Genomic DNA, 25983 nt, shown 5'->3' on the forward strand with positions numbered 1-25983 from the left:
CCCTCCTACGCGGCTCGGAAGAGCATGGTCTCGGCGGTGAGCCCCGGCCCGAAGGCCAGCGCGCAACCCGTTTGGCCCGACAGCTCGCCATCCTCATTCTGGCGCAGGATTTCGGCGAAGACGTAGAGAATTGTCGCCGAGGCGAGGTTGCCGTAGTTGTTCAGCACGCTCCGGGAGATGGCGAGGTCTTCCTCGGTGAGCTCCACCGCCCTGGCCACCGCGTCGAGGATCGAACGGCCGCCGGGATGGATGGCCCAGAGATCGATGGACTGCTTCTTGGCGCCGTCGAGGATGAGAAGCATAGCGTCTCCCTCTTGGAGGGCTTTGCCCAGAGCGTTGGGGACTTTGCCCGAAAGGTACATCTCCACGCTACGTTCGCCGATCTTCAAGGTCATCAGGTTCTCGGTCCCGGGTATTACTAGCGCTTTGAACGAGTCCATCGCGATGCCCGCCTCCTCGGCAGTGATCAGCGCCGCCGCGCAGCCGTCGCCGAAGATCGTGTAGGCGAGCATTGTTTCGAGGTCCTGGCTGGCTTGCAGGTGCAACGAGCTGAGCTCGAGAGCGACGACGAGCACTTTGGCCTGCGGCTCTGAGCGGACGATGTGGTGGGCGAGTTTAATGCCGTTGACGCCCGAGAAACAGCCCATGAAGGCGACCTGGGTGCGCTCCACCGAGGTGGGAACGCCGCAGTTGTTCATGATCGCGAAATCGATCCCCGGGGTGAAGAACCCGGTGCACGTCACGACGATGAGATGCGTGATCTCGGCGGTGGCGGGGCCGAGGTCCAGCTTGTTCACCGTCTCGACCGCCATCTTGGGCGCGTACTGCTCGTACAGGACCATGCGGGTGCGCAGATCGATGTCGTTCGGGCCGTCCTTGTAGAAGTCGGCGATGCCGGGGACATGCGTCCAACGGTGGGAGATATTCGCCCGCTCGACCATCCTGCGGAAAAGCATGCGCTGCTTCGTGTCCTCGAAGTTGTTCTCGGCGAAGTCGAGGAACGGTCGATGCATGTCGTATTCGGGAGTCGCTGTCGCGATCTTATTGATGTGCGCTGTGGTCATAAGGTTTCCTTCGATACGGGAGTTCGTGTTGGCGACGGGAGCGTCATGCCGGTGACGCGGCTCGCTCGCGCGTTGGCCATGGATGAGGCCCCGTCGCGACATCGCCCCAGTTCGTGTGGACCAGTTCGACGGGGAGCTCGCCGTCGAGGAGGCGCTGCCATAGGACACGACGTCTCGGTTTGCCGCTCGAGGTGCGTTCGATCGCCCCGGCCTCCCCCCGGAAGACCGCCACGCCGATGTTCTCCGATGTGACAGAGGAGAGCACGGATTTGACGGCGGGAAGCCACGCCGAGTCTGGGCTCTCCACGATAACCGAGACCACGTCCGTGCTGCCGACCGTGCCGAGGATTGCGGCGTGCCGCCCGATGCGCAGTCCGGCCGAGAGCCCGATCTTCACGTCGAGGTCTTCGGCGAAGAGTTTCACGCCGCGCACTTTGATGCTGTCGCCCATCCGGCCGATGACATACAGCTCGCCGTCCAGCATGAACCCCGTGTCGCCGGTGTCCAAGACGCCATCGTGGAACGAGGTCGAGGTTTGCGCGTGCGGAGCCGCCCTGTACCCGTGCGCGACGCTCGACCCATGCACGCGGATCTGGCCGTGGCGCAGTTCAGGAAGCGGGTCGCCATTCCCGTCGATGATCTCCGGGCGGATCGTCTTGTCGCCGGTGCCGCAGCTCACCAGCCAGTTGCCCTCCGACACGGGAGCGCCGAGCACGGACTCTTGCGCTATCACGACCGGTTCGTCGTCGCGCAACGCGCTCTGTTCGAGCTGGACCATGCGGATCGGCTTGCCGATCCGGGTGGAGCTCACCCCGAGCGTCGCTTCGGCGAGCCCGTACGCCACCTGGAACGCCTTGGGGGAGAACCCGTGCGGTTCGGCGAGTTCGACGAACTTCCTGATTCCGACGGGATCTGTGCGTTCTGCGGCGATCGCCGCCATCCGCCATCGGGAGAAGTCGAAACCTTCCAAATCCTCGGGCCTCACCCGCCGCGCGGCGTAGGCGTAGCCGAAGCTCGGGGCGACTGTCGCCGTGGCGCCGTCCTGACCGAGAGAGCGCAGCCAGGCAATCGGCGATCGGACGAACTGAACCGGTTTGAGCAGGCGGAGGTTGACCCCGAACGTGGCCATTTGGAGCAAAACCCCGATGAGGCCCATGTCGTGATAGTGAGGCAACCAGCTCACGAACGTGTCATCGCGCGTCACTTCGGAGCGCGCGCCTATCGCCGCGATATTGTCCGTCAGGTTTGTCGCGCTCACCTGCACGCCCTTTGGCGTGCCGCTGGACCCGGAGGTGAACTGCAGGAGGGCGAAGTCTGCGAGGAGGCCCGGCGGACCAGCCTCCTCGCCGTCGGCGAGGCCCGCGTGGAATTCGAGCACAACGGCGCGGAGCTCTCTCGCCGCCACGGCCGCTCGGACGAGGTCGGCCAGCGCCGGGTCCACGAGCACCAGCGCGGGCTCGGAGGCGTGAAGAATGTCGGCGACGTGCTGTTTGTACTGATCGAATGATCGGAATGTCAGCGGCGTCGCCATCGGGGAGGGGGTCCCTCCGGCGGCCAGCGCTCCGTAGAAGGCGGGGAGGAAGTCCCTTGGTTCGGGAAGAAGGATGGACACGACGCCGTTGCGCTCAAGCCCGTGCCGCCGCAGCAGGCTCGCCGTGCGAAGCGCATCCCCGGCCAGGTCGGCGTACGAGGCGAACGACCACACGGGATTCGCGTCATCCGACGCGAAATATATGCCGGTGTCTAGAGACGGGCTGTCGAGCCAGGTGAGCATTCCCACAGTGCGCTCCTAATTTTGAATAAGGTATGGCTTCAGGTCGCATGTCGCCAGGGACGACTGCGATGCTGAAGAGCGATACGAGATTCGGCGGCCGATCGATGTGAGCGGCCCATGAAAATATTTCACATACCGCATACGCGTGCACCACGCGAAACTATCAGGATTGTTGCGCCAAGCCGGAATTCGCTGAAATAGCGGGGTTTCATACCGCGCATGAAACCCCGAGCAAGGGTGCGTCGGACATGGCGGACGGGGTTCTCGTTCCGCCCATCCGGGTCGGCGTCATGCGGCTGTCAGATTATTAATTTGTTGCTCATCGCAGTAATCACGGCGCCCTATAGCGGGGCTGCCCGTTACAGTAATAAAGATAGTCCGGCCGCCTGTGGGGCGCAATGAGATATCCGTCATAGGGGCGTGGCCAAGATTGCGAATGAAGCGGGATGGGCCGTGCGAACTGCGGTTAAGCACGATGTAAAGCAGGCGCGGCGCTTTTAACTTCAAACACGGCGTTTGTAACCGTTTGTAAATATTTACGGAGAGGGTTGCGGGGAGGATTGTCGCAGAGAGAAGTCTCGATCCGCGAACATCGCCGCCCGTGTCTTGCTCATGCCCTCGGGTGCGCCGAATTCCCGCTTATGTTCACCAAGAAGTAAAAAATCACCGCCTTTATTCGTGAAGTAGGAACATGAATATAAAACAGACCGAGGCCTCGGCGTTCAAGTAGAATCTACGTATGCCGAAGCGAGACTCCAATTGGGTGCTGATCGATGTCGTCATCGTCGGAGCTGGTTTCGCGGGATTGGCTTCCGCGATCAAACTTCGCGAGACTGGTATTTCCGATTTTGCCATTCTTGAACGGGCGGAACGAGTCGGAGGGACGTGGCGAGACGCGGTGTATCCCGGAGCGGAGGTGGACGTGCCCGCGTGGCTGTACTCTTTGTCCTTCGCGCCGAACCCGGATTGGAGCGCAGTGAACGCCACTGCGTCAGAAATACAAAATTATATTGAGAACATCGTCCGGCGATTCGAATTGGATCCGTCGATTCGGTTCGGGGCGAACGTCTGCCAAGCGGCGTTCGACGAGCGCGAGGGCAGATGGCGGATCGAGACCGAGGACGGGCGGCGTTTCGCGGCGCGCGCGGTGATCGGAGCCGACGGCCTGCTCTCGAACGCGAGCTTCCCAAAGGTGCCCGGCCTCGACGCGTTCGGCGGGCACAAGATCTTGTGCGCCAACTGGGACACGGGCTACGACTGCGCGGGCAAACGCGTCGGCGTCGTCGGGACTGGGGCCAGCGCCGTGCAGGTCATCCCGGAGCTGGTCGAGGTCGTCGACCAGCTTGTCGTGTTCCAACGGACCCCGGCATGGGTGATCCCTCGGGTGAACTTTCAGATCCCGGACGCGCTCAAACGGCTGTTCCGCCGCTTCCCCGGCGCGCAACGAGCCGTTCGGGGGGCGCTGTACTCGTTCTACGAGCTTTTGACCTACGCCCTTGTCTGGATCACGCCGCTCACCAAAGTCGCCGAAGGCGTGTCGAGACGACATCTGCGCTCGCAGGTGAAAGATCCCCGGTTGCGCGCGCAACTGTCTCCCCGCTACCGCCTCGGGTGCAAGCGCCCATTGATCACGAGCGCGTTCTACCCGGCCATACAGCGGCAGAACTGCACGTTCGTGCCGCATGCGGTGGTCGAGGTCCGAGAGGACGGCGTCAGGGCCGCGGACGGCTCGGAGCACAAGCTCGACTGCATCGTCTTCGCCACCGGCTACGACGTGGGGGACCGAGGCTCGGCGTTCCGGTTGATCGGAAGGGGAGGGCGGACCATCGCCGAGGACTGGGCGCACGGCATGGTCGGCTACAAGAGCGTGAACGTCTCCGGCTACCCGAACTACTTTTGGATCATGGGCCCGAACGCGTTCGGGCACAGCTCCGAACTGCTGTTCATCGAGGAGCAGGTCCGTTATTCGGTCCGGGGGATCAAAGAGCTCCTCAGCAGAGACCTGCGTTTTTTAGACGTGAAACCGCAAGCCCAAGCCGCGCACAACGCTCGGTTGCAGCGCAAACTCGCGAAGACGACGTTCAACTCAGGCTGCCAGAGCTGGTACCTGACCGAAAGCGGGTTCAACGGAATGATGTTCCCCGGCGGGGTCACCGCTTACCGCCGTCAGATGGGGAAACTCGACCTGGCCGACTACGACCTGGCCTACCACACGGTCGCCCCGTGCGGCCCCGACACAGCGAGGAGCGTGCGATGAGCAGGTTGTCCTATTATTGGTCTCTCGCCAAGTCGGCGACGCGAAAGGGAGACACGGACAGCGCGAACAAGCAAGCGCTGGTCGAGCATGTGACGGCGAACGCCGAACCGGGCGACGTCGACGGCGTGATCAAGCTGATCGACGAGTTCGGGAGCAAACGCGCCTTTCTCATGAACGTTGGCGACGAGAAGGGCCTGTTGCTCGACGGCGCGGTCGCGCGGGCCCAGCCGCGCCGACTGATGGAGCTGGGAGCTTTTTGCGGATACAGCGGACTGCGGATCGCGCGGGCCATGCCGCCGGGCGCGCACCTGTACTCCGTGGAGATAAGCCCGTTCAACGCGCAGACCGCGACGACGATCTGGCAGCACGCGGGCGTGGCCGACCGGATCACCGCCGTGGTCGGCGCCCTCGGCGACGGCAAAACCCTCGGGCGGCTGCGGACGGAGTTCGGCCTGGGGCCGGAATCCTTGGACTTCCTCTTCATCGATCACGAGCACAGCGTGTACCTCTCCGACCTGGAGTTGTTGCTCGACGCGGGGTTTCTGCGCGAAGGCGCGGTCGTGGTCGCCGACAACGTGAAGGTCCCCGGCGCGCCGAAGTACCTCGCGCACATGCGCGAGCACGAGGGCAAAGACTGGCGGACCGTGGAGCACAAGACGCATCTGGAGTACCAGTCGTTCATCCCCGACTTGGTGTTGGAGTCGACCTACCTAGGGGCGGTCCGTGGCTGAACGCCTCAGCCGCATCGCCGATCTCGCGATCGGCATGCCCAAAAGGGTGTTGCTCGTGGCCGTCTGCCTCGCGGCGGCGTGCGGCGCGCTCGGCTCCGCCGCGATCTCGCATCTCCTCGGCGGCGGCCAGTTCAATCCCGACTCCCAGTCGGCCCGGGCCAACAGCCTCCTCTCGGAGTATTTCGGCCAGGGAGACATGGACCTCGTGCTGCTTGTGAAGACGCCGAACGGCATAGACGATCCGGAAACGGCCCGTGCTGGCCGCGCGATGACGCGGCAAATCGGCTCCGCCGGGGGCGTCGCGTCCGTCCTTTCGCCGTGGACCGCGCCGCCGTCTGTGACGACGTCCTTGGTCAGCAAGGACGGAAAGTCCGCCATGGTCCTCGCCTCCGTGGCCGGAGGCGAGGAACAGGCTCCGAGCAACGCGAAGGCCGCCGTGGACGCGGTTGTCTCGGCGCACGACGGATTGGCCGTCCTCGCGGGCGGGACCGCGATCGAGCAGGCCGAGATCGCCGAGCAAAGCCAAAAAGACCTCTTGCTCATGGAGGCGATTGCCGTTCCGTTGAGCTTCATCGCGCTGATCTGGGTGTTCGGCGGGCTGTACGCGGCCATGCTGCCGATCGTGGTCGGCGGGCTCGCGGTGGTGGGGACGCTCGCCGAGCTGCGTTTGCTCACCGAGGTCACACAGGTCTCCGTCTACGCCATGAACGTCACCACGGCCATGGCCTTGGCGCTGGGGATCGATTACACGCTCCTGATGGTGAGCCGATACCGCGAGGAGGCTCGACGGCTGGGCGACCGGGACGACGCCTTGCGCGCGGCGGTGGGCGCAGCGGGGCGCACGGTCTTGTTCTCCGCGGTCACGGTCGCGCTTGCCGCGAGTTCGATGACGCTCTTCCCGATGTACTTCTTGCGCTCGATGGCCTACACGGCCATGGGCGTGGTCGCCGTCGCCGCCGCCTCGGCGGTCGTCGTCGCCCCCGCGCTCATCGTCTTGCTCGGGGACCGGATCGGGCAGCTGTCGGCCCAGCGGCAAGAAGGCGGCGAGCGGAATTTCTGGCGCCGGTCCGCCGAGCGGGCCATGCGGCGGCCGGTCCTCGCCCTCGTTTGCGGCGTCCTCGTGCTGCTCGTGCTGGGCAGCCCGTTCTTGCGCGCCCGATTCGGCACGCCGACCGACCAAGTCCTTCCCCCGTCCTCGTCCGCGCGGCAGGTGGGTGACCAGTTGCGCGCGCAGTTCCAGGTGAATCCGGCAGATGTCACATCCATCGTCCTGTCCGACGTCGGCAAGACGGAAGCCGCCGCGCTCGGCGACTACGCGAACCAGCTCTCCCGTGTGTCCGGGGTCGACGTGGTGAACAGCCCGGACGGGGCGCACCACGATGGGAGCCGGATCGGTCCCCCCTCGTTCAGCGCCGGGGCCAAGGCGGGCCGCGTGTGGCTCACCGTCGTCCGCGCCCCGTCGGTCGCCGCGTTCTCCGAAGCCGCGACCGAGCAGCTCCGGGCGTTGCGCGCGGTTCCTCCGCCGGGCCAGGCGAAGGCCGAATTCACCGGACAAGAGCAGTTGGCCTCGGACGCCACGGACGGCGTCATGGCATACGCGCCGCTCGTCCTCGGCCTTATTGCCTTGAGCACGTTCGTGCTGCTGTTCTTGCTCACAGGAAGCATCGTGCTACCGATCAAATCCCTCGTGTTGAACACCTTGTCGCTCACGGCGGCGCTCGGAGCCTTGGTCTGGGTGTTCCAAGAAGGCCACCTCGGGGCGCTCGGGACCACTCCCACCGGCACGCTGGCGTTGAACATGCTGGTCTTCATGTCCATCCTTTCTTTCGGGATTTCCATGGATTACGAGGTGTTCATCGTCTCCAGGATCAGGGAGCATTGGCTCGCGTCGGACCAGACCCCGGCGGACAACGAGCGGTCCGTGGCGCTCGGCGTCGCCACGTCTGGTCGGATCGTCACCGCTGCAGCCATGCTCATGTGCATCGTCTTCGCGTCCATGTGCTCTGCGCAGGTTTCCTTCATGAGGATGTTCGGCGTGTTCCTCGTGCTCGCGGTCGGCGCGGATGCGACACTGGTCCGAATGGTGCTCGTCCCCGCGTTCATGAAACTCGCCGGACGATGGAACTGGTGGGTGCCGAAGCCGCTCGGCCGACTGCATTCGAAAGCGGGGTTCGCCGACGGCTGAGCGGCTCTCGCCGGTTCCGGGGCGCTCAAGCCTATCGACCCGCTTGGGAGCCCGCAGAAGCCGTGAAAACGAAAACGCCCCCAGATCGGAATTGCTTCTGACCTGGGGAGCCGACGTGCGCCAGCAGGGACTCGAACCCCGAACCGAAGGACGGCAAGCAGGTCAAGCCCAAGGGTTATCGTCCGACCGTCAAGGCGTACGCGGCGAGCGCTGACCTGGTCGACATCTTCGTGATGCTCGCCGGAACGGGGCTGAGGACCGGGGAACTGCTCGGGCTGCTCTGGTCGGACATCGACTTGCAGGAAAAGACGCTCACGCTCAGCGGCAAGGTGACGCGGGGGAGCGGGCAAGGGCTGATCCGCGAGGAGTTCACCAAGAGCGAGGCGGGCGACGGGCGGGTGTTCGCCCTGCCGTCCAAAGTGGTCGCCATGCTCGCCGCGCGCAAGAAGGCGCAAGCGCTCAGCGCGCGCCGTGGCTTCGTCTCGGCCACCAAGATCCAGAAAGACGCTGAACTGCTGCCGCTGGTCTTCCCAGCCGCGAACGGGTCGCTTCGTGATCCTCGCAACACGCAGCGGCAATGGCGGCGCGTGCGGGTCGCGCTCGGGCTGGACTGGGTTGTGACGCACACGTACCGCAAGACCACGGCCACCAGCATCAAAGATGCGGGTCTAGACGATCTGGCCGCGTCCGACCAGATCGGCCACGCGCACGTCTCGATGACGCAGAACGTCTACTACGGCAGGAACAAAATCCGCCGCGAAGTGGCCGCCTTGTTGGACGAAAACATCGGATGGGCAAAAAAATCGGGCCTGGCCAGTTCGTGAGAAACACGATCCGACCAGGCCCGACGTTGTGCGCCAGCAGGGACTCGAACCCCGAACCCGCTGATTAAGAGTCAGCTGCTCTGCCAGTTGAGCTACTAGCGCGTGCCGTAAATAGTAACAGGCCCAAAGGGGTGCTCGCGACACCCTTGCGACACCACGTCCGCTACTGGCGTTGGACCGCGCGATCCCGTACTATGGCGGCGAAGCAATCAATTGGGGTTCAGCGCTGCGCTATGGTTTGGCCGATCTATGGCTTGACCAGCGGTGGAGCGCTTCCTTGGAACTCTGGCCGCGAGCCAGAAGGAGGACGCGAGATGCCTGAGGCTGTGTGGCCTACGCGACAGGCGAGCAATGCTTGGTTGAGCCGCTCGGTCGCCGCCGCGACAGCGGTCGGGCTGATGCTCGGCTCGGTCTCTTGCGGCTCGGAGCAGCGCCACGCGACCGCGGGCGTCGCGCAGGGCGCGGCGGGCTCCGCGGAGGAGGCGTTGCAGCCGAAGCTGGACGTCTCGGTGAAAGACGGCGCGACCGGGGTCTCCCCGGCGGAGCCGGTCACGCTGGCCGCCACCGGCGGAGTGATCGTCTCCGCGACGCTGACCGGGGCGGACGGCACGGCGGTCAAGACGCAATTGAGCGACGACAAGCACGGCTGGCGCACTGCGGAGCCGCTCGGCTACGGGAAGAAGTACACGCTCAAGGCCGAGGTCATGGGCGCGAGCGGGGCGAGCAAGCTGACCCGGACGTTCACGACGTCGGTGCCGAAGGCGCTGACCATGCCGTATTTCAACAAGGGCAACGGGAACGGGGAGGTCGTCGGCGTCGCCCAACCGGTCGGCGTGAAGTTCGACGAGCCGATCGCGGACCGCGCGGCGGCGGAGAAGGCGATCAAGGTCACGACCGAGCCCGCCGTCGAGGGCGCGTTCTACTGGATCTCCCCGACCGAGGTCCGGTGGCGGCCCGAGCATTTCTGGAAGACGGGCACCAAGGTGTCTGTGGAGGTCCACGACTACGGCGTGGACCTCGGCAACGGGATGTACGGGCAGCAGGACATCGCCACGAGCTTCACCATCGGCGACGAGCTGCTGGCTGTTGCGGACGACAACACCAAGCAGATCCAGGTGTTCGTGAACGGCGAGTTGGTCCGCACGATGCCGACGTCGATGGGGATGGACGACCCGAGGCTGTTGACGAACAACGGCTATTACATCGTCGGCGACCGTAACCAGTCCATGATCATGGACTCTTCGACCTTCGGCCTGCCGACGTGGTCGCCGATGGGGTACCGCACCAAAGTGAATTGGGCCACCCAGATCTCCTACAGCGGCATCTACATCCACGCGGCCCCGTGGTCTTTGTGGGCGCAGGGCAAGAGGAACACGAGCCACGGCTGCTTGAACGTGAGCCCGGAAGACGGCAAATGGTTCCTGGAGCACGCCAAGCGCGGCGATGTCGTGCTGGTGAAGAACACGAAGGGCACTGTGCTGCCGGGCAACGACGGCTTGGGCGACTGGAATGTCCCATGGGAGGTCTGGAAAGCCGGCAACCGGAGCACGTCGTAAAGGCTTGCAGAAAAAGCGCGCGGGCAGAGATCGCATCTCTGCCCGCGCGCTTTTCGCCTGCGGCCCTAGTGCTGGATCGAGGTCTGGCAGCCGGTGACTTGGGCGTTCGACGGGACGCCCCGGCGCGCGGCGCTCATCGCCTCGGCGGCGTTGAGCGCAGAAGAGGAGGAAACCCCGGACCGGGTGCCTCCGCTCGCGGTGCGCTGCACGTAGTGGCAGGTCACGGTGTACAGCGTGCGCCCGTTGCCGGGGCCGGGCTTGGTGTGGGCAGTCGGAGCCGCTTCGGCGGAGGGCGCTTGGGAGCCGAGCGCCCCGGCGAACAGGCAGAGAGCTGCGATGACAGTGGTCTTCACGTGGTTTCCTTTGCTCAAAAATCAGATATCAGGGTGGTTTCCCGCTCAGTTTCTCGTCTTGTGTTGTCTGAGGCTCAGACGCCATTGTCTTGAACTTCGCGCGACGAGAACTCCCCCTCCTGTGGTGGGTTGCGCTCTCACACGGTTAGACGCCCTGCGGCCGCGTTTGGTTCCCTTCCCCGGAGAAATGAGGTTTCGAAACTGTTTCGCGCTGCGAGCGCGAGCAGCCTTGGGAAACTCGTTGCCAGAAGGCCCTGTCTCCGGCAGGATGCTTCTGTGGCCGGGTTCTCTTCAATCGCGTTCGTCCTCCAGGAGTTCGAGAGCTGGGCCCTCCTCGCTGGTGTGGTCCCGGTGGTGGACGGCACGAGTTTGGTGGAGCTCGCCGCCCAGTACGAAGCCCGCGCCGGGTTCGTCCCGTCTGGCGGCTACGCGCCGTTGACCAGCAGCCCCGGCACGTTGCTCGCCTACTATCTGGGCGAGACAAGCGATGACATGTTGTTCGGCGAGGGCAAAACGGCCCTGCTCGGCTGCAGTTGCGGGGAGGCGGGCTGCTGGCCGTTCTGCTGCCGGATCCAGGTTTCCCGGAACTCGGTGACGTGGAGCGGTTTCGGGCAGCCGTTCCGACCGGAGCGCGATTACGAAGGCTTCGGCCCGTTCGTGTTCGACCGGGGAGAGTACGAGGCCGCGCTCGCGGCGCTCACGCGGGCTGCGCGGGCTTAGGCGGGGCTGCGGCGTCCGGCGAGCGCTCTGCCCAGCGTCATCTCGTCGGCTCGGTGCTGGTTGGTTCGCCTCCGGTGTCCGCTGGTTAGGCGGGGCTGCCGCGTCCGGCGAGCGCTCTGCCCAGCGTCATCTCGTCGGCTCGGTGTTGGTTGGTTCGCCTCCGGTGTCCGCTGGTTAGGCGAGGCTGCGGCGTCCGGCGAGCGCTCTGCCCAGCGTCATCTCGTCGGCGAACTCCAAATCCCCGCCCATCGGCAGACCCGAGGCGAGCCGAGTCACCTCTAAGTCGGGGAAATTGGCGAGCATCCGAGCGAGGTAGGTGGCGGTCGCTTCGCCTTCGGTGTTCGGGTCTGTCGCGATGATGATCTCGGTGACGGTCACCCCGTCCACAGCGGACGCGAGCCTGGTCAGCAGTTCTTTGACCCGCAACCGGTCGGGTCCGACGCCCGCGAGCGGGTTGAGCGCTCCGCCGAGCACGTGGTATCGGCCGTGGAACTCCCTGGTGCGTTCGATGGCGACGACGTCCTTCGGCTGGGAGACCACGCAGATGCGGGAAAGATCTCTGCGCGGGTCTTTGCAGATCCGGCAGATCTCGTCTGCCGCGATGTTCCCGCAAATATCGCAGAACTGCACGCCGTCGCGGATCTTGGCGAGCGCCGAACCGAGCCGGTCGATCTCCGGTTTCGGGGACCCGACGAGGTGGAACGCGATGCGCTGCGCGCTTTTGGGCCCGACTCCGGGCAAGCGGCTCAACTCATCAATGAGGTCCTGGACCGGGCCTTCAAACACTCCAGGAGTCTACTGCGCGCACGGCGCGCGGCTCACCAACGTGGCCGGTAATGCTGATAATTGGCGAGCGACGGCCGCTCAGGCCCGGGCGGGGCCGTTTCGCCTGCGTGCGCGGGAGCCGCTGGTTCGGAAGCTGCGGGCGATGGCGCGGGTTCTTCAGCCGATGGGGCTGCTGCGGGGAGGTCGGGCAGGCTCAGATCTGGAGCTGTCGGCTCAGGCGCGGCGGCTGGCGCGGGCTCCTCGGGGAACTCTGGGAGGGCCAGGTCTGGGACGGCCGCGACGGGCTTTGCCGCCTCCGCGGAGAGACCGGGGGAGAGGGAGACGCCTGGCGACAGCGAGGGCGTGGAGACGGACACGGACGGAGACGAAAGCGTAGGCGCGGCGGGAGACGGCTCTTCGACGGGCTCTTCGGCCGCAGGCTGCTGGACCGGTTCCGGGTCCGACTCTGGCTCTGGAGACTCCGACTCTGGCTCTGGCTCCGGCTCTGGCTCTGGCTCCGGCTCTGGAAGAGCGATGTTGAGCGGGGAGAGAATGTGCGAAGCGAGATCCCGCGCCTGGTTGTTCGCGCTGCGGAAGGCTTGCAAGATCTTCTGTTGGAGCCCTTCGACATCGTCCGGGTCCACTGCGGCGGGGTCGATTTTGATGTCGCTGACCTCGCCCAGTCCGAGCACGGTCACGCTCACCTGCCGGTCCTGGTCGAAACCGGTCGCCCGCACGGAGGCCACGTCCGTTTGAGCTTCCAGGTATTTGCGCTTGATCTCCTCCAGTTGCTGCAGCACGGCCCGGGGGTCAGGGATGCTTGTGCTCACCCGCCATCACTCTCCTCTCGTATTGTGAAGAACATACCAGGTGCGGCCCTTCTCTCCGGGGCACTGCAGGGGGTTCGTGACCAGGTGCGCGGCGTTTCTGTGCGGTGCGGATATCGCGAAGGGAGAGGCTCGCGAGCGAGGGCCGGCACAGCGGCGAAGAAGGGAAAGCAGCATGCCGAGGCGCGACCGCGCGGGGCGTCCGGGCGGCGCGGAAAGCGCCGGCTGGAGGCTTTAGCCCGCGAGACGCTTCGCGAGGTTGCCGAGCACCTCGCCTTGGATCTTCTTCAAGCCCAGCGGCGCGAAGATGCCTTCGAAGATCCCTTTGACGCCGCCCGCGCCGTTCCAGGTGGTCGTCACGGTGACTTGTGCGGCCCCTTCGCCAGCCGGGGCGACTTTCCACACGGTGACGAGGCTGGAGTTCGCGTCCTTCTCGGTGACCGTCGAGCCGTCCACGACGACCGACGCTTTGACGTTGCGGGAGCGGGACTCCGTCGCCTGCAGCGTCCACTGCGCCACCGTGCCAGACCCGGTTCCGCCTTCGAGGACCTGGTAGTCCCGGTAGTGGCCGCTCAAGATCGCGGGCCGGACCTCGCGGTAGTCGGCGATGGCGGCGAGAGTCTTCTCCTTGCTCGCCGGGATGGTCAGGCTGCTTTCGGCTTTCACTTGTCCCATGGCTCCCATCGTAACTGGTGGGGCGAGCTTGGAGTTGATCACATTCCTCTAGCACCTGGCGCGAGGATTGGCTACCGTAGAGGGTATGGCGGTCGATTACGCGACCGGTTTGTTTCGGCTCGCAGATTCGTACCGGCGGATCCCCGCCGGGGAGCCCGTACGCCTTGCGAAGCGGACGTCGAATCTCTTCCGCCAGCGGGCGAAGGCCGCCGCGCCCGGCTTGGACGTCTCCGGCCTCTCCGGAGTGTTCGACGTGGACCCGAGGTCGCGGACCGCGCAGGTCGGCGGGATGTGCACCTATGAGGACCTCGTCGCCGCCACGTTGCCGCACGGGCTCTCGCCGTTCGTGGTCCCGCAGCTGAAGACCATCACCATCGGCGGGGCGGTCACCGGCATGGGCGTGGAGTCGGCCTCGTTCCGAAACGGCCTGCCGCACGAGTCGGTGCTCGAGATCGACGTGCTCACCCCGGCGGGGGAGGTCGTCACGGCCCGGCCTTCGGGGAGCACAGCGATTTGTACTTCGGCTTTCCGAACTCTTACGGCACGCTCGGCTACGCCACGAGGTTGACGATCGAATTGGAGCAGGCCGCGCGGTACGTCGCGCTGCGCTCGGTCCGGTTTTCCGATCTTGATGAGCTGAGCGCGGCCATCGTCGCGATCTGCGCGGAACGGGCCTGGGAGCGCGAGGCGGTGGACTACCTCGACGGCGTGGTCTTCTCCGCAGGTGAGTCCTACCTCGTGCTGGGCAGGCAGACCCACGAGCCCGGGCCGACCAGCGACTACACCGGGCAGCGGATCTTCTACCAGTCGATCCGGCACCCCGAGGCCGGCAAGGCGAAACGCGACCGGCTCACCACGCACGACTATTTGTGGCGCTGGGACACGGACTGGTTCTGGTGCTCGCGGGCTTTCGGCGCGCAGCACCCGCTCGTGCGGCGGCTGTGGCCGAGACGGTGGCGGCGCTCGAGCGTGTACTGGAAGCTCGTCGCCCTCGACCGCAGGTTCGGGGTCGCCGACCGTTTGGAGCGCCGCGCGGGGCGCCCGCCGCTGGAGCGGGTCGTCCAAGACGTCGAGGTGCCCGTGGAGCGGCTCGCCCAGTTCGTGCGATGGTTCCTCGGCGCGACGGGGATCGCGCCGGTGTGGCTCTGCCCGATCGTCCTGCGCCAGCGCGCGGGGCCCGCCCGTCCGTGGCCGCTCTACCCGCTGGAGTCGGGCAAGACGTGGGTGAACGTCGGCTTCTGGTCCTCCGTGTCCCAGCGGCCGGGGGACCCGAGCAGCACGAACCGCCTGATCGAGCGGACCGTCGCGGAGTTCTCCGGCCACAAGTCGCTGTATTCGGAGTCGTTCTACGCGCCGGAGGAGTTCGAGAAGCTCTACGGCGGGCAGCGCTACCGCGACTTGAAAGCCCGGTACGACCCGGAGGGCAGATTCCTGACGCTGTACCAGAAAACCGTTCGGAACAGATGACCGAGGAGCGCGCGATGACCACGACACTGCCAACGACGAAGACCGACGGCCTCGCCTACGTGCTGGCCTCGTGCATGATGCCGCACGCCGGAGCGGCCCCCGGCCTGCGCTTCACCGCGTTCGACGGCAGCGCGGCGGGGCCGCCCGGCGCGCCGTTCGGGTTCCACTTGCTGAGCGAGCGAGGGGCCCGGTACCTGTTCACCTCGCCGGGCGAGCTGGGGCTCGCCCGCGCCTACGTCTCCGGCGAGCTGCGCTTGTCGGGGGTGCACGAGGGCGATCCGTACGAGGCGCTGAGACTGCTCGCGGACAACCTGGCTTTCCATCCGCCCCGGACGCTGGAGTTGATCAAGACGGTGGCCGCGATCGGGCCCCGCGCGCTCGCCCCGATCGCGCCGCCGCCGCAAGAGGCCAGGCCCCGGTGGCGGAGGGTCGCCGAGGGCGTCAGGCATTCGAAGGCGAGGGACGCCGAGGCCATCCACCACCATTACGACGTGTCGAACACGTTCTACGAGCACGTGCTCGGCCCGTCGATGACCTACACCTGCGCCTGCTACCCCGATCCCGCCGCGACCCTTGAGGCGGCGCAGGAGCACAAATACCAGCTCGTGTTCGAGAAGCTGGGGCTGAAGCCGGGGGACCGGCTGCTCGACGTCGGCTGCGGTTGGGGCGGCATGGTCCGCCACGCGGCCAGACGGGGCGTGCGGGCGTTGGGCGTGACGCTCTCGGCGCAGCAGGCGGCCTGGGCCGGGCAGGCGATCGAGCGCGAAGGGCTCGGCGGCCTCGCCGAAGTCCGCCACGGCGACTACCGGGACGTGGCGGAGGGGGGCTTCGACGCGGTCTCCTCCATCGGCCTCACCGAGCATATCGGCGTGGCGAACTACCCCGCGTATTTCGGGTTCCTGCGCGACAAGCTCAAGACCGGCGGGCTTTTGCTCAACCACTGCATCACCCGGCCGGACAGCAAGCTGGTGCATCGCGCGGGCTCGTTCATCGACCGCTACGTCTTCCCCGACGCGGAGCTCGCGAGCTCCGGGCGGATCACCGTCGAGGTCCAAGACGCCGGGCTGGAGGTCCGGCACAGCGAGAATCTGCGCGAGCACTACGCGATGACATTGCGGGATTGGTGCCGCAACCTGGTCGACCGTTGGGAAGAGGCGGTCGCCGAGGTCGGCGAGGGCACGGCCCGCGTGTGGGGCCTCTACCTCGCCGGGTCGCGCCTGAACTTCGAGCGCAACAACATCCAATTGCACCAGGTCCTCGCGGTCAAAACCGACGAGCGCGGCGGCGCGGGGCTGCCGCTTCGGCCCTGGTGGCGGCCATGACTGGGGAGCCGTACACTGGCTCCCGATGAACGACACGTTCCAGGTCGACCTTCGTGGGTCGTCGACCTGCTCTCCCACCATTTGTACTCGAGCCCCCGGGTTTACCTGCGGGAGCTGCTGCAAAACGCGGTGGACGCGATCACCGCCCGGCGGGCGGTGGACCCGCACGCTCCCGCCGAGATCCGGATCGAGGCTTCCGGCGGCGCTTTGGCGGTCGTCGACACGGGGATCGGCCTCGCGCCGGACCAGGTCCGAGAGTTCCTTGCCACGATCGGACGCAGCTCGAAGCGCGACGATTTCGGTTTTGCGCGGCACGAGTTCCTCGGCCAGTTCGGCGTCGGCCTGCTTTCGGCGTTCCTCGTCGCGGACGAGGTCGAGGTGACGACGAAGGCCGAGGGCAGCGCGCCGGTGCGGTGGGTCGGCCGCAGCGAGGGGTCGTACTCGACCGAGCCCGCCGAACGCGACGAGGTCGGCACGACGGTCCGGCTCGCGGCGCGACCCGGCTCGGGGGAATGGTTCGACCCGAGGACGGTCCGCGACATCGTCCGGCATTTCGGCTCGATGCTGCCGTACCCGATCACGGTCAACGGCGAAGCCGTCTCGGGCGGCGGGCTGCCGTGGGAGAAAGACGGGCGCAGCACCGGCCGCCGGGCGGCGGACCTGGTCGGCTACGCCCAGGACGTCCTGGGGTTCACCCCGTTCGACTTCGTGGAGCTCGAAGCCCCTGAGGCGGGTTTGACGGGGGTCGCGTACATCATGGGGAGCGCCGCGAACCCGACGCAATCGGGCGCGCACCGGGTGTACGTGAAGCGGATGCTCCTCACCGAGGACGCCGACCGGCTGTTGCCGGATTGGGCGTTTTTCGCCCGCTGCGTGGTGAACGCGGAGGAGCTGCGTCCGACCGCCAGCCGCGAGGCGCTCTACGAGGACGAGCTGCTGGCGAGCGTGCGCGAGACGTTGGGCGCGCGTCTGCGGTCTTGGCTGATCGCGCTCTCGGTCGCCGATCCGGACAGGTTGGGCGTCTTCCTCGAGGCGCACCACCTCGGAGTCAAAGCCCTCGCGGTGCACGACGACGAGATGCTGCGGCTCATCGGGAAATTCTGGCCGCTGCAGACCAGCTGCGGCCCCATGACCCTCGCCGCGCTCGCCGAACGGGGCGGGCCGGTCGGGTACACGCCGCGATTGGACGAGTTCCGCCAGCTCTCTCAAATCGCGGCTGCGCAAGGCCTGGTGTTGGTCAACGCGGGCTATGTCTACGACGCGGAGATCATCCGGCGCTACACCCGCGTCGACCCGGCGTTCTCGGCCCGCGAAATCGGCCCCGGCGATATCGCAACGCAGCTCGACGAGCTTGAGCCGGAACTCGCCAGGGGGCTTGCGCCGTTCCTCGCCGAAGCGGGAAAGATCCTCGGCCCGCTCGGCTGCGAGGTGGCGATGCGCAGCTTCGAGCCCGCCGGGGTCGCCGCTTTGTACTTGTTGGACCGGGCGGACGCGTATCAGAACGACTTGCAGGCGACAAAAGGGCAGGCGGACGAGTTGTGGTCGCAGCTGCTGTCCGTGTTCGAGAAACCAGCGGCGCGGGGCCCGCAGCTGGTGCTCAACTTCCGCAACCCGCTGGTGGAACGGGTCGTCGGGCTCGCGGGGAAACCAAGGCTGTTGCGTCCGGTGCTCGAAGGCGTCTACGGGCACGCGCTGCTGCTCGGGCAGCATCCGCTCAAAGGGGCCGACTCGGCCCTGCTCAACCGCTCGTTCCTCGGCCTGGTGGAGCTGGCTTTGGCCAACGGGGGCTCCGATGAGCAGTGAGGAAGAGCTGATGGTCGAGTTGCGCGAAGCCATCGCCCTCGGCCATGGCCGGACCCAGATCGAGGCGATGGAGCTCGTGCTGGCCAAAGCGCAATCCCAGGGGCAGGACGTTGTGGAACACGCCGTGCGCGTGCGGCTGATCGAGGCGTACACTTTCGGCGGCGAGACGGAGAAGCTGTTCTCGGCTTTCGCCTGGTGCCTGGCGGCGTATGAGCGGGGCGAGCGGCAGCACGAGTTCCGGTTGCTGTGGGCGTTCAAGTGGGTCGCGCACGGGTTCACCAGGTTTCCGCAGATCCCCCTCGCCCAAGGACGGGCGATGCACGACGAGATGGAGCGACGGTTCCGCGAGGCGGGGCAGTCGATGCAGCCGGTGCACCAGTACCGCTGCCAATTCGCGCAGCACATCGGGGATCCCGGCACGGCGGCCGAGGAGTTCCGGCTTTGGGGGCTGAGCACGAGAGGCGCGCTGTCCAATTGCCCGGTGTGCGATCCGACTGCCCGAGTGGCGTACCACAACTGGACCCGCGACTACGAGGAGTCGGTGCGAGTCGCGCGGGCGGCGCTGAACTCGGGCAAGCGGTGCGTTTCGGAGCCGCAGGCGATGATGACGTTGCTCCTTGAGCCGTGCTTGAAGATCGGGCGGCCCGATCAGGGCCGTCGCGCGCATCTCGCGGCGTATCCGGCTTTGCGGAACAATCGCTTCGAGACGGGGCTGGTCTCCGAGCACATCAGGTTCTGCGCGCACGTCGGCGACGCCGACCGGGCGTTCGAGCTGGCGCAGCAGCATCTGGATTGGCTGGACGGAGTGGCGACCCCGTCCGAGGACATGCGTCTTTCGACCGCGTGCGCTGTCGCGTTCCGCGTCGCGGCATCGGCGGGGCGCAAGGGCGAGCTGGTGCGCCGTCCCGCCTACGAGGGCCGTCCGGCGGGGGAGACCGAAGTGTCGGCGCTCGCGGACGAGCTTGAGGCGCGGGCGTTCGCGATCGCCGCCAGGTTCGACGAGCGCAACCAGAGCGCGGAGCAGTCCAACGGGGTGCGGGAGTGGCTGGATGTGTGAGCCAAGGCCGGGGAACGGGCCGGCTCGAACAACATCGACGCAGACAGCTCGAAACAAATCACGACGGCAACCCGCGCGGCGGCGTCGCTGGGCCGCTGATCCGGAAAACTGATCTAGGGGATAGGAGATTTCCATGACGAATCCAGTCGAAGCCCAAGCGATCTTGCGAGGAGCGCTCGCCGATGTCGTCGCGGAGCTCGGCAAACCGGCGCGGCTCGACGTGGGGAGCTTGAACGTGTCCGGAGCATGGGCTTTCCTCTACGCCCGCATCGAGGAGCCGGACGGAAAACTAGTCGACTACGCGGGAACGAAGTTCGACGGCGAGCAGCGGTCGTCCGTGTACGCGGCGCTGCTGCGCGGCGGAGCGGGACAGTGGGACTTGGCTGCCAGCGTGATCGGGCCGACCGATATGGCCTGGTGGAACTGGGGCGAGAAGTACTCCGCCCCTGCGGAAGTGTTCGAGATCTCCGGCAACTGAGGTCCGCCGCGGCTACGGGGCCGTTAAAGGTCCTTGCCGGAACCGAGCTCGCGTCGGTTCGGTTTCTCTGATTGCGCGGCGCGGTGGAACTCGGCCCCGTTCTCCGATGTTTTCGACCGGTCGCTTTCTGCGGAGATCTCTCGGAATGGGTCGAACTTGAAGACCGAGGCTTCTAGATCGAACGGGCCGCCTTCGGCGGGGGCCTTCTTCCGGCGGGCGCTGTAGCTGGTGTGTTTCGGGAACAACAGGTCGGAGACGCTGATATCGAGCCACGCGGCGATCGTCTCGATCTCGTCCACGCGCCATGGGCGGCGTTCCCCGAGCAGATCGCTGACGGTGCGGAGGCTGATTTCGAGGATGTTCGCGACATCGCTGCGTTTCAGCCTTCGTCTGGCCAAATGCCCCCTCACCTCTAACGTCACCGTTCTGTTGAGATCTCCCATAAACGGATGCTAGCACGCTTTTTATGAATACTAATCCCTTAAAAGGGAAGAGTTTATTGGCTAAGCAAAAAAGCGACAAAAATACGCAGCTATACCCTATTAAGTAGGAAGAAAAGCGCAAAAAAATATTAGAAATTTGCAGCGTGTGTCGCGCGAGGAGGGGGAGAGGAACGCCAGGTCGCCGTGCGCGGTCTTCGGCGGACGATGGTAGACAGGAGGGCATGGAAGCCGTTCAGCCACAATCCCGCGCAGAGCACGAAGTCGTGGACATCGTCTCACGCCTGATCCAGTTCGACACGAGCAACACCGGGGAGCTTGCCACGACAAAAGGCGAGGCGGAATGCGCGCGGTGGGTGCAGGCGCAGCTGGAGGAGGTCGGCTACGAGACAGAGTATCTCGAATCCGGCGCGCCGGGGCGGGGGAATGTCTTCGCCCGCCTCAAAGGGGCCGAAAGCGGACGCGGCGCTTTGCTGATACACGGCCATCTGGACGTGGTCCCCGCAGAGCCGTCGGACTGGAGCGTGCACCCGTTCTCCGGCGCGGTGCGGGACGGGTACGTCTGGGGCCGGGGCGCGGTGGACATGAAAGACATGGTCGGCATGACATTGGCGGTCGCGCGGCAGTTCAAGGCCGAAGGCATTGTGCCGCCGCGCGATTTGGTCTTCGCCTTCCTCGCGGACGAGGAGGCGGGCGGCGCGTACGGCTCGCATTGGCTCGTGGAGCATCGGCCGGACCTCTTCGAGGGCGTGACCGAGGCGGTCGGCGAAGTCGGCGGCTTCTCGATGACCGTGCCGGACAAAGAGGGCGGGACGCAACGCCTCTATCTCATCTCCACGGCGGAGAAGGGCCTGTACTGGATGCGGCTGACCGCGAAAGGACAGGCCGGGCACGGTTCGTTCCTCAACGGCGACAACGCGGTCACGATTCTTTCCGAAGCCGTCGCCAAACTCGGCAGACACGTCTTCCCGCTCGTCATCACCGACACCGTCGCGCAATTCCTGCGCACAGTCTCGGAGGTCACCGGGCTCGACTTGGACCCGGACGCCCCGGATCTGGAGGGGCGGATCGCCAAGCTCGGCGACTTCTCCCGCTCGTTGAACGCGACCTTGCGAGACACCGCGAACCCGACGATGCTCAAGGCGGGATACAAGGCCAACGTCATCCCGCAGACCGCGGAGGCCGTCGTGGACTGCCGGATCCTGCCGGGACGCAGGGCCGCGTTCGAGAAGGAGGTGGACGAGATCATCGGCCCGGACGTCGAGCGCAGCGCGGTCGCCGACCTCGGCGCGTACGAGACGGCGTACGACGGCGCGCTGGTCGAGGCGATGAACGCGGCGCTTTTGGCGCACGACCCGGAGGCCAGGCCCACGCCGTACATGCTTTCCGGAGGGACCGACGCGAAGGCGTTCGACGCGCTCGGCATCCGCTGCTTCGGCTACGCGCCGCTCAAGCTGCCCGCCGATTTGAATTTCGCGGCCCTGTTCCACGGGGTGGACGAGCGGGTGCCGGTGGATTCGCTCGTCTTCGGCACTAGAGTGTTCACCGACTTCCTGCTCCGCAGTTGAACACACACAGAGGAGTGACCATGAGCTACGACCCATTCGCAAAGCTGCCCGTGCTGCCCGCCTTCACGCTGGCTTCCGCCGATTTCCCGGACGGAGGACGCTTGCAGAAAGCCCAGGTGAGCGGGATCTTCGGCGCTGGCGGCGAGGACATCTCCCCGCAGTTGTCCTGGTCCGGCTTCCCGGCGGAGACCCAAAGCTTCGCGATCACCGCCTACGACCCCGACGCGCCCACCCTTTCCGGGTTCTGGCATTGGGCGGTGGCGGACATCCCGGCAGGGACGACCGAGCTGGCCACCGGAGCCGGGGACGAGTCCGGATCGGGGTTGCCGGAAGGCGCGGTGCAGTTGGTGAACGACGGGGGCGTGCGGCAGTTCCTGGGAGCCGCCCCGCCGCAGGGGCACGGCGAGCACCGCTACTTTTTCACGGTCTGGGCGGTCGGCGTTCCCAAACTCGGCGTGCCGCCCGAGGCCGCGCCCGCGATTCTCGCCTTCAACTTGTTCAGCCAGGCAATTGCCCGCGCCACGATCGTCGGCACGTATTCGCGGTAGGGCTACGCCCGCTCCCCGCCCACCGCTTCGGCGATCGTCGCGAACCCGTGCTCGCGGACGAGCTTCGCGAGCCCCCGGTTGATCCGCCGCGCGTAGAGCGGGCCCTCGTAGATGAAGCCGGTGTAGCCCTCCACGAGGCTCGCCCCGGCCCGGATCCGCTCCCATGCGTCCTGCGCGGTGCGCACTCCGCCGACGCTCACCAAGGCGAGGCTTCCGGAGGTCGCCGAGCGCACGAGGCGCAGCACCTCCAGCGCGCGCTTGGCCAGGATCGGCCCGGACAGCCCGCCCGCCCCCGCGCGCTGCACCAGCGCAGGGTCCGAGCGCAGCCCGGCGCGGCCGATCGTGGTGTTGCAGGCGACCAGGCCCGCGAGCTTCAGTCTGGCCGCGAGGTCCGCGACCGCTTCGATGTCGGCTTCGGCGAGATCTGGGGCGATTTTCACAAGCACGGGGACCGTGCTCGCCTGCGCGACCGAGGCGAGGATCGGCTCCAAGGTCGCCACCGCCTGCAGATCGCGCAGGCCAGGCGTGTTCGGCGAGCTCACGTTCACCACGAGGAAGTCCGCGACAGGGGAGAGCGCCAGCGCGCAGGCGCGGTAATCGTCCACGGCGCTTTCCGGGGTCGTGGTTTTGTTCTTGCCGATGTTCGCCCCGATCGGGACCGGGCGAGCCGTGCCGCGCAACCTGCTCCCGGCGCGGGCCACGCCCTCGTTGTTGAAGCCCATGCGGTTGATGAGCGCTTCGTCCTCTGGGAGGCGGAAGAGCCGGGGGGACGGGTTCCCCGGTTGCGGCCGGGGCGTGATCGTGCCGATCTCGGCGAAGCCGAAACCGAGCTTGCCCCACGCCCGCGCGCCGCGCGCGTCCTTGTCGAACCCGGCGGCGAGGCCGAACGGGGCGGGAAGTCCACGCCGAAGAGGCGCTGGGCGAGAACCGGGTCGAACTGCGCGGCGGGGGAGCAGGGGGAAGGCCAGCTGGATGCCTGCGAAGGCGACGTGGTGGGCGGTCTCAGGGGCCATGCGGAACAACACGGGCCGCAGGAGGCGGTACGGGGAGAAACTCATGGCTGCGCTCCGCTCACATCGTCCAACGCGGACGCGATGGATTTCGGCAAGGTCAGCTCCTCGGCGGCGAGCGCCCCGGTGAGCTGCGCGACGTCGCGCGCCCCGACGAGCACGCTGGAGACCCCGAGCCGGTCGCGGACCCAGGCGAGCGCGACCGCGAGCGGCGAGGTCGCGAGCCCGTCCGCCGCGGTGAGGACGCCGTCGACGATCCGGTTCGCCGCCTCGGTGCGGAAACGCTCGACCGAGACCGCCGCTGTCGGATCCGCGCCCCGTGAGTCTTTCGGCACGCCTTGGCGGTATTTCCCGGTGAGAACCCCCTCTGCCAACGGTGTCGCGACCACTGCGCCGACGCCGTGGTACTTCGCGCAGGGCAGCAGCTGGCCCTCGGCCTCGCGGGCGAGCAAGGAGTACTCCATGCCCGCCGACACGAGGGGGAACTCCGCGCATCGGGCGGCCAGAGTGGCCAGCTGCCAGCCGGTGAACCCGCGTACTCCGATATAGCGGACAGAGCCCCGGCGCACGGCGTAGAACAGCGTCTGCGCGACCTCGTCGACCGGGGTGTGCGGATCCCACGCGTCGACCTGCCAAAGGTCGAGGTGGTCGACGCCGAGCGTGCGCAGCGTGTCGTCCAGTTGGGCGACGAGCGCCCGGCGGGAGCAGTCGACCCTCGGATGGATCATCGGATGGATGCCCGATCCGCTGGCGATGACCAAGGACTCGCGCTTGACGTGGCTCTTCAAGAGCCCCGCGAGTATGGTCTGGGACACGCCGTCCGCGTACGCGGGGGAGCTGTCCACCAGCGTTCCGCCCGCGTCGAGGAACGCGCTGACCAGACCGGCCGCCTCGTCCGAGTTCGTGCGCAGCCCCCAGTTCAACGTGCCAAGGCCCAGCCTGGAGACGCGCAGCCCGCTCGAACCGAGTGTGCGGTATTTCATCGCAGGGCGTCCGTACGAGAGAAGGGCATCTGGCCATCTTGCCATGCCGCCTCGCAGCTCTGTCGCCACGAGCGGCACGCACAGCGCGGCCGGTGTCGCACGTTACCCTCGACGCATGACAGTTCTGCTGGTGCGCCACGCGCGGTCCACGTCCAACGTCGCAAGGACGCTCGCAGGCCGCAGCCTTGGCGTCGGCCTCGACCCGTTGGGGCAGCAGCAGGCGCGAGAGCTCGTCTCGCGCCTCGCCGCTTTGCCGATTCGGCGCATCGTGCGCTCCCCGTTGCAGCGATGCGCCGAGACGATCGCCGCCCTCGCCGATTCGCTTGGCCTTGAGCCTGCGGTGGACGAGCGGCTCAGCGAGGTGGACTACGGCAGCTGGACCGGCCGAAAGCTTGACGAATTGGCGGGAGAGCCGCTGTGGAAGACCGTGCAGCGCCATCCGTCCGCCGCGGTGTTCCCCGAAGGCGAAGGCCTCGCCCAGGTGCAGGCGCGGGCGGTCGCGGCGGTCCGCGAGCACGACCGCGCGGTCGCGGCGGAGCACGGTCCGGGCGCGCTCTGGTTGGCGTGCTCCCACGGCGACGTGATCAAAGCGGTCCTCGCCGACGCGGTCGGCTCGCACCTCGACCAGTTCCAGCGCATACTCGTCGAGCCCGCATCGGTGAGCGTGGTCGCGTACACGCCGCATCTGCCCGTCGTGTCCTGCGTGAACCACACGAACGGGGAATTGCCGCCCGCGAAGTTCAACGTCCTGCCCGCCGCCGTCGCAGCGCCGAAGGCCGATGAGGCCGAACAGGCGGCATATGATGGGATAGTCGGTGGGTCGCCAGGAGCTGATGCGGATTCCGCCAGAATGTGACGAGGCTCGGCGCCGTCAGAGGCCGCGCGCCCTCATGAGCCGCGCCGTACCATGAGAAAATTGGGAGAACATTGATCAGAAAGTCCGAATCCGCCAGGCGAGGCGTGCGTTTCGCGGCTCCTCGGAGGGATGTGCTGGTCGAGTCTGCGATGGAGGTGTGATGGCGAGGGCGATCCATGTGTTCCGAGGCCCGGAGCGCTTCATCACCGGCACCGTCGGCGAGCCCGGCGACCGCGCGTTCTTCATCCAAGTGGTGGATTCGGTCCAAGTCATCACCGTCTCGCTGGAAAAGCAGCAGGTGCAGGTGCTGGCCGACCGCGTCGAGAGCCTGCTCGACGAGGTGGCGCGCCGTTTCGGGGCTCCGGTGCCGCCGCCGGTCACCGAAGTGGCCGACTTGAACCCCTTGGTCACCCCCATCGAGACGGAGTTCCGGGTCGGGGTGATGGGGCTCGGCTGGGACGCCCAGTCGGCGACAGTGGTGGTGGAGCTGATGGCGATCACCGAGGGGGAGCTGGACGAATCGATGATCTTGGAGGACTCGGAGGAGGGCCCGGACGCGGTCCGCGTCTTCCTCTCCCCGCAAGCCGCCCGCGAATTCGTCGCCCGCTCGGGCCTGGTCATCTCGGCGGGCCGTCGCACCTGTCCGTTGTGCTCTGAGCCTCTCGACCCTGCGGGCCATATCTGCCCCCGGTCGAACGGCTACCACCGCCGAACCGGTTA

General features: G+C 66.8%; 22 protein-coding genes, 1 tRNA gene and 2 pseudogenes. 15 read left to right on the forward strand and 10 right to left on the reverse strand.

Going from position 1 to position 25983, the window contains the following annotated elements:
• Positions 1 to 5 precede the first annotated feature (5 nt).
• Both HMPREF9336_RS14240 and HMPREF9336_RS14245 read right to left on the reverse strand, forming a co-directional pair.
• The gene (locus HMPREF9336_RS14240; protein ID WP_007468210.1) at positions 6 to 1064 is read right to left on the reverse strand and encodes a type III polyketide synthase; all 1059 of its coding nucleotides are present in this window, start codon (positions 1062 to 1064) and stop codon (positions 6 to 8) included.
• A 43-nt stretch (positions 1065 to 1107) separates the two neighbouring features.
• Complete coding sequence (locus HMPREF9336_RS14245) at positions 1108 to 2838, reverse strand: AMP-binding protein (RefSeq protein ID WP_007468212.1); 1731 nt, start codon at positions 2836 to 2838, stop codon at positions 1108 to 1110.
• Positions 2839 to 3577: 739 nt separating this feature from the next.
• Between HMPREF9336_RS14245 and HMPREF9336_RS14250 the strand changes: the two genes are divergently transcribed.
• From HMPREF9336_RS14250 to HMPREF9336_RS14265, 4 genes are all read left to right on the forward strand, one after another.
• On the forward strand, positions 3578 to 5095 hold the full coding sequence (locus tag HMPREF9336_RS14250; RefSeq protein ID WP_007468214.1) for a flavin-containing monooxygenase: 1518 nt from the start codon (positions 3578 to 3580) through the stop codon (positions 5093 to 5095).
• Complete coding sequence (locus tag HMPREF9336_RS14255) at positions 5092 to 5826, forward strand: O-methyltransferase (protein ID WP_007468216.1); 735 nt, start codon at positions 5092 to 5094, stop codon at positions 5824 to 5826. Before HMPREF9336_RS14250 ends, HMPREF9336_RS14255 begins: the two co-directional genes overlap by 4 nt.
• Positions 5819 to 8011, forward strand: coding sequence for an MMPL family transporter (locus HMPREF9336_RS14260; RefSeq protein WP_007468218.1), 2193 nt, complete (start codon positions 5819 to 5821; stop codon positions 8009 to 8011). The genes HMPREF9336_RS14255 and HMPREF9336_RS14260 overlap by 8 nt, the downstream gene beginning before the upstream one ends.
• 233 nt (positions 8012 to 8244) lie before the next feature.
• A complete protein-coding gene (locus HMPREF9336_RS14265) occupies positions 8245 to 8835 on the forward strand; it encodes a site-specific integrase (RefSeq protein ID WP_021030741.1) in 591 nt (196 codons plus the stop codon).
• A 29-nt stretch (positions 8836 to 8864) separates the two neighbouring features.
• Here HMPREF9336_RS14265 and HMPREF9336_RS14270 read toward each other — a convergent pair.
• Positions 8865 to 8937, reverse strand: a tRNA-Lys gene (locus tag HMPREF9336_RS14270).
• Between the two features lie 212 nt (positions 8938 to 9149).
• On the opposite strand from HMPREF9336_RS14270, the gene HMPREF9336_RS14275 reads away from it, so the two are divergent.
• Positions 9150 to 10391 carry a L,D-transpeptidase gene (locus HMPREF9336_RS14275; protein WP_021030742.1) on the forward strand — a complete coding sequence of 414 codons (1242 nt, stop codon included), beginning with the start codon at positions 9150 to 9152 and terminating at the stop codon, positions 10389 to 10391.
• A gap of 65 nt (positions 10392 to 10456) precedes the next feature.
• Here the strand turns inward: HMPREF9336_RS14275 and HMPREF9336_RS14280 are convergent, their stop codons facing one another.
• Entirely contained in the window at positions 10457 to 10744 is a 288-nt protein-coding gene (locus HMPREF9336_RS14280; RefSeq protein ID WP_021030743.1) for a hypothetical protein, read from the reverse strand.
• Between the two features lie 276 nt (positions 10745 to 11020).
• Here HMPREF9336_RS14280 and HMPREF9336_RS14285 point away from each other — a divergent pair, with 276 nt between their 5' ends.
• The gene (locus HMPREF9336_RS14285; protein ID WP_007468223.1) at positions 11021 to 11464 is read left to right on the forward strand and encodes a hypothetical protein; all 444 of its coding nucleotides are present in this window, start codon (positions 11021 to 11023) and stop codon (positions 11462 to 11464) included.
• A 174-nt stretch (positions 11465 to 11638) separates the two neighbouring features.
• On the opposite strand, the gene recR is transcribed toward HMPREF9336_RS14285, so the two are convergent.
• The 3 genes from recR to HMPREF9336_RS14300 form a co-directional block, all read right to left on the reverse strand.
• On the reverse strand, positions 11639 to 12250 hold the full coding sequence (recR, locus tag HMPREF9336_RS14290) for a recombination mediator RecR (RefSeq protein WP_007468224.1): 612 nt from the start codon (positions 12248 to 12250) through the stop codon (positions 11639 to 11641).
• A gap of 32 nt (positions 12251 to 12282) precedes the next feature.
• Entirely contained in the window at positions 12283 to 13059 is a 777-nt protein-coding gene (locus HMPREF9336_RS14295) for a YbaB/EbfC family nucleoid-associated protein (RefSeq protein ID WP_021030744.1), read from the reverse strand.
• Between the two features lie 231 nt (positions 13060 to 13290).
• Positions 13291 to 13731: an SRPBCC family protein gene (locus HMPREF9336_RS14300; RefSeq protein WP_040585646.1), complete on the reverse strand. Its 441-nt coding sequence runs from the start codon at positions 13729 to 13731 to the stop codon at positions 13291 to 13293.
• 85 nt (positions 13732 to 13816) lie between these two features.
• On the opposite strand from HMPREF9336_RS14300, the pseudogene HMPREF9336_RS14305 reads away from it, so the two are divergent.
• The 5 genes and pseudogenes from HMPREF9336_RS14305 to HMPREF9336_RS14325 all read left to right on the forward strand — a co-directional run bounded on the left by HMPREF9336_RS14305 (position 13817) and on the right by HMPREF9336_RS14325 (position 19858).
• Positions 13817 to 15198 (forward strand): annotated as a pseudogene (locus HMPREF9336_RS14305) (FAD-binding oxidoreductase).
• Between the two features lie 74 nt (positions 15199 to 15272).
• Positions 15273 to 16520 carry a class I SAM-dependent methyltransferase gene (locus HMPREF9336_RS14310; protein ID WP_244431700.1) on the forward strand — a complete coding sequence of 416 codons (1248 nt, stop codon included), beginning with the start codon at positions 15273 to 15275 and terminating at the stop codon, positions 16518 to 16520.
• Between the two features lie 81 nt (positions 16521 to 16601).
• A complete protein-coding gene (locus HMPREF9336_RS14315; protein ID WP_007468230.1) occupies positions 16602 to 18323 on the forward strand; it encodes an HSP90 family protein in 1722 nt (573 codons plus the stop codon).
• Entirely contained in the window at positions 18313 to 19380 is a 1068-nt protein-coding gene (locus HMPREF9336_RS14320; protein ID WP_007468232.1) for a hypothetical protein, read from the forward strand. The genes HMPREF9336_RS14315 and HMPREF9336_RS14320 overlap by 11 nt, the downstream gene beginning before the upstream one ends.
• 133 nt (positions 19381 to 19513) lie before the next feature.
• On the forward strand, positions 19514 to 19858 hold the full coding sequence (locus tag HMPREF9336_RS14325; RefSeq protein WP_007468234.1) for a hypothetical protein: 345 nt from the start codon (positions 19514 to 19516) through the stop codon (positions 19856 to 19858).
• Positions 19859 to 19881: 23 nt separating this feature from the next.
• Here HMPREF9336_RS14325 and HMPREF9336_RS14330 read toward each other — a convergent pair whose 3' ends face one another.
• Positions 19882 to 20301, reverse strand: a complete 420-nt coding sequence (locus tag HMPREF9336_RS14330; RefSeq protein ID WP_007468237.1) for a helix-turn-helix domain-containing protein — start codon at positions 20299 to 20301, stop codon at positions 19882 to 19884.
• Positions 20302 to 20522: 221 nt separating this feature from the next.
• Here HMPREF9336_RS14330 and HMPREF9336_RS14335 point away from each other — a divergent pair, with 221 nt between their 5' ends.
• On the forward strand, positions 20523 to 21866 hold the full coding sequence (locus HMPREF9336_RS14335) for a M20/M25/M40 family metallo-hydrolase (RefSeq protein WP_007468239.1): 1344 nt from the start codon (positions 20523 to 20525) through the stop codon (positions 21864 to 21866).
• Between the two features lie 20 nt (positions 21867 to 21886).
• Complete coding sequence (locus tag HMPREF9336_RS14340; RefSeq protein WP_007468241.1) at positions 21887 to 22414, forward strand: YbhB/YbcL family Raf kinase inhibitor-like protein; 528 nt, start codon at positions 21887 to 21889, stop codon at positions 22412 to 22414.
• A gap of 2 nt (positions 22415 to 22416) precedes the next feature.
• On the opposite strand, the gene HMPREF9336_RS14345 is transcribed toward HMPREF9336_RS14340, so the two are convergent.
• On the reverse strand, positions 22417 to 23472 hold the full coding sequence (locus HMPREF9336_RS14345) for a quinone-dependent dihydroorotate dehydrogenase (RefSeq protein ID WP_021030749.1): 1056 nt from the start codon (positions 23470 to 23472) through the stop codon (positions 22417 to 22419).
• A complete protein-coding gene (locus tag HMPREF9336_RS14350; protein ID WP_007468247.1) occupies positions 23469 to 24407 on the reverse strand; it encodes an aldo/keto reductase in 939 nt (312 codons plus the stop codon). Before HMPREF9336_RS14350 ends, HMPREF9336_RS14345 begins: the two co-directional genes overlap by 4 nt.
• Positions 24408 to 24522: 115 nt before the next feature.
• Here HMPREF9336_RS14350 and HMPREF9336_RS14355 point away from each other — a divergent pair, with 115 nt between their 5' ends.
• Together HMPREF9336_RS14355 and HMPREF9336_RS14360 are read left to right on the forward strand one after the other, a co-directional pair.
• Complete coding sequence (locus HMPREF9336_RS14355) at positions 24523 to 25263, forward strand: MSMEG_4193 family putative phosphomutase (RefSeq protein ID WP_007468249.1); 741 nt, start codon at positions 24523 to 24525, stop codon at positions 25261 to 25263.
• Between the two features lie 160 nt (positions 25264 to 25423).
• Positions 25424 to 25972, forward strand: a pseudogene (locus HMPREF9336_RS14360) (DUF3090 domain-containing protein); the annotation flags it as partial.
• Positions 25973 to 25983: the final 11 nt, after the last annotated feature.

Source organism: Segniliparus rugosus ATCC BAA-974, assembly GCF_000185725.2.
GTDB classification, from domain to species: domain Bacteria; phylum Actinomycetota; class Actinomycetes; order Mycobacteriales; family Mycobacteriaceae; genus Segniliparus; species Segniliparus rugosus.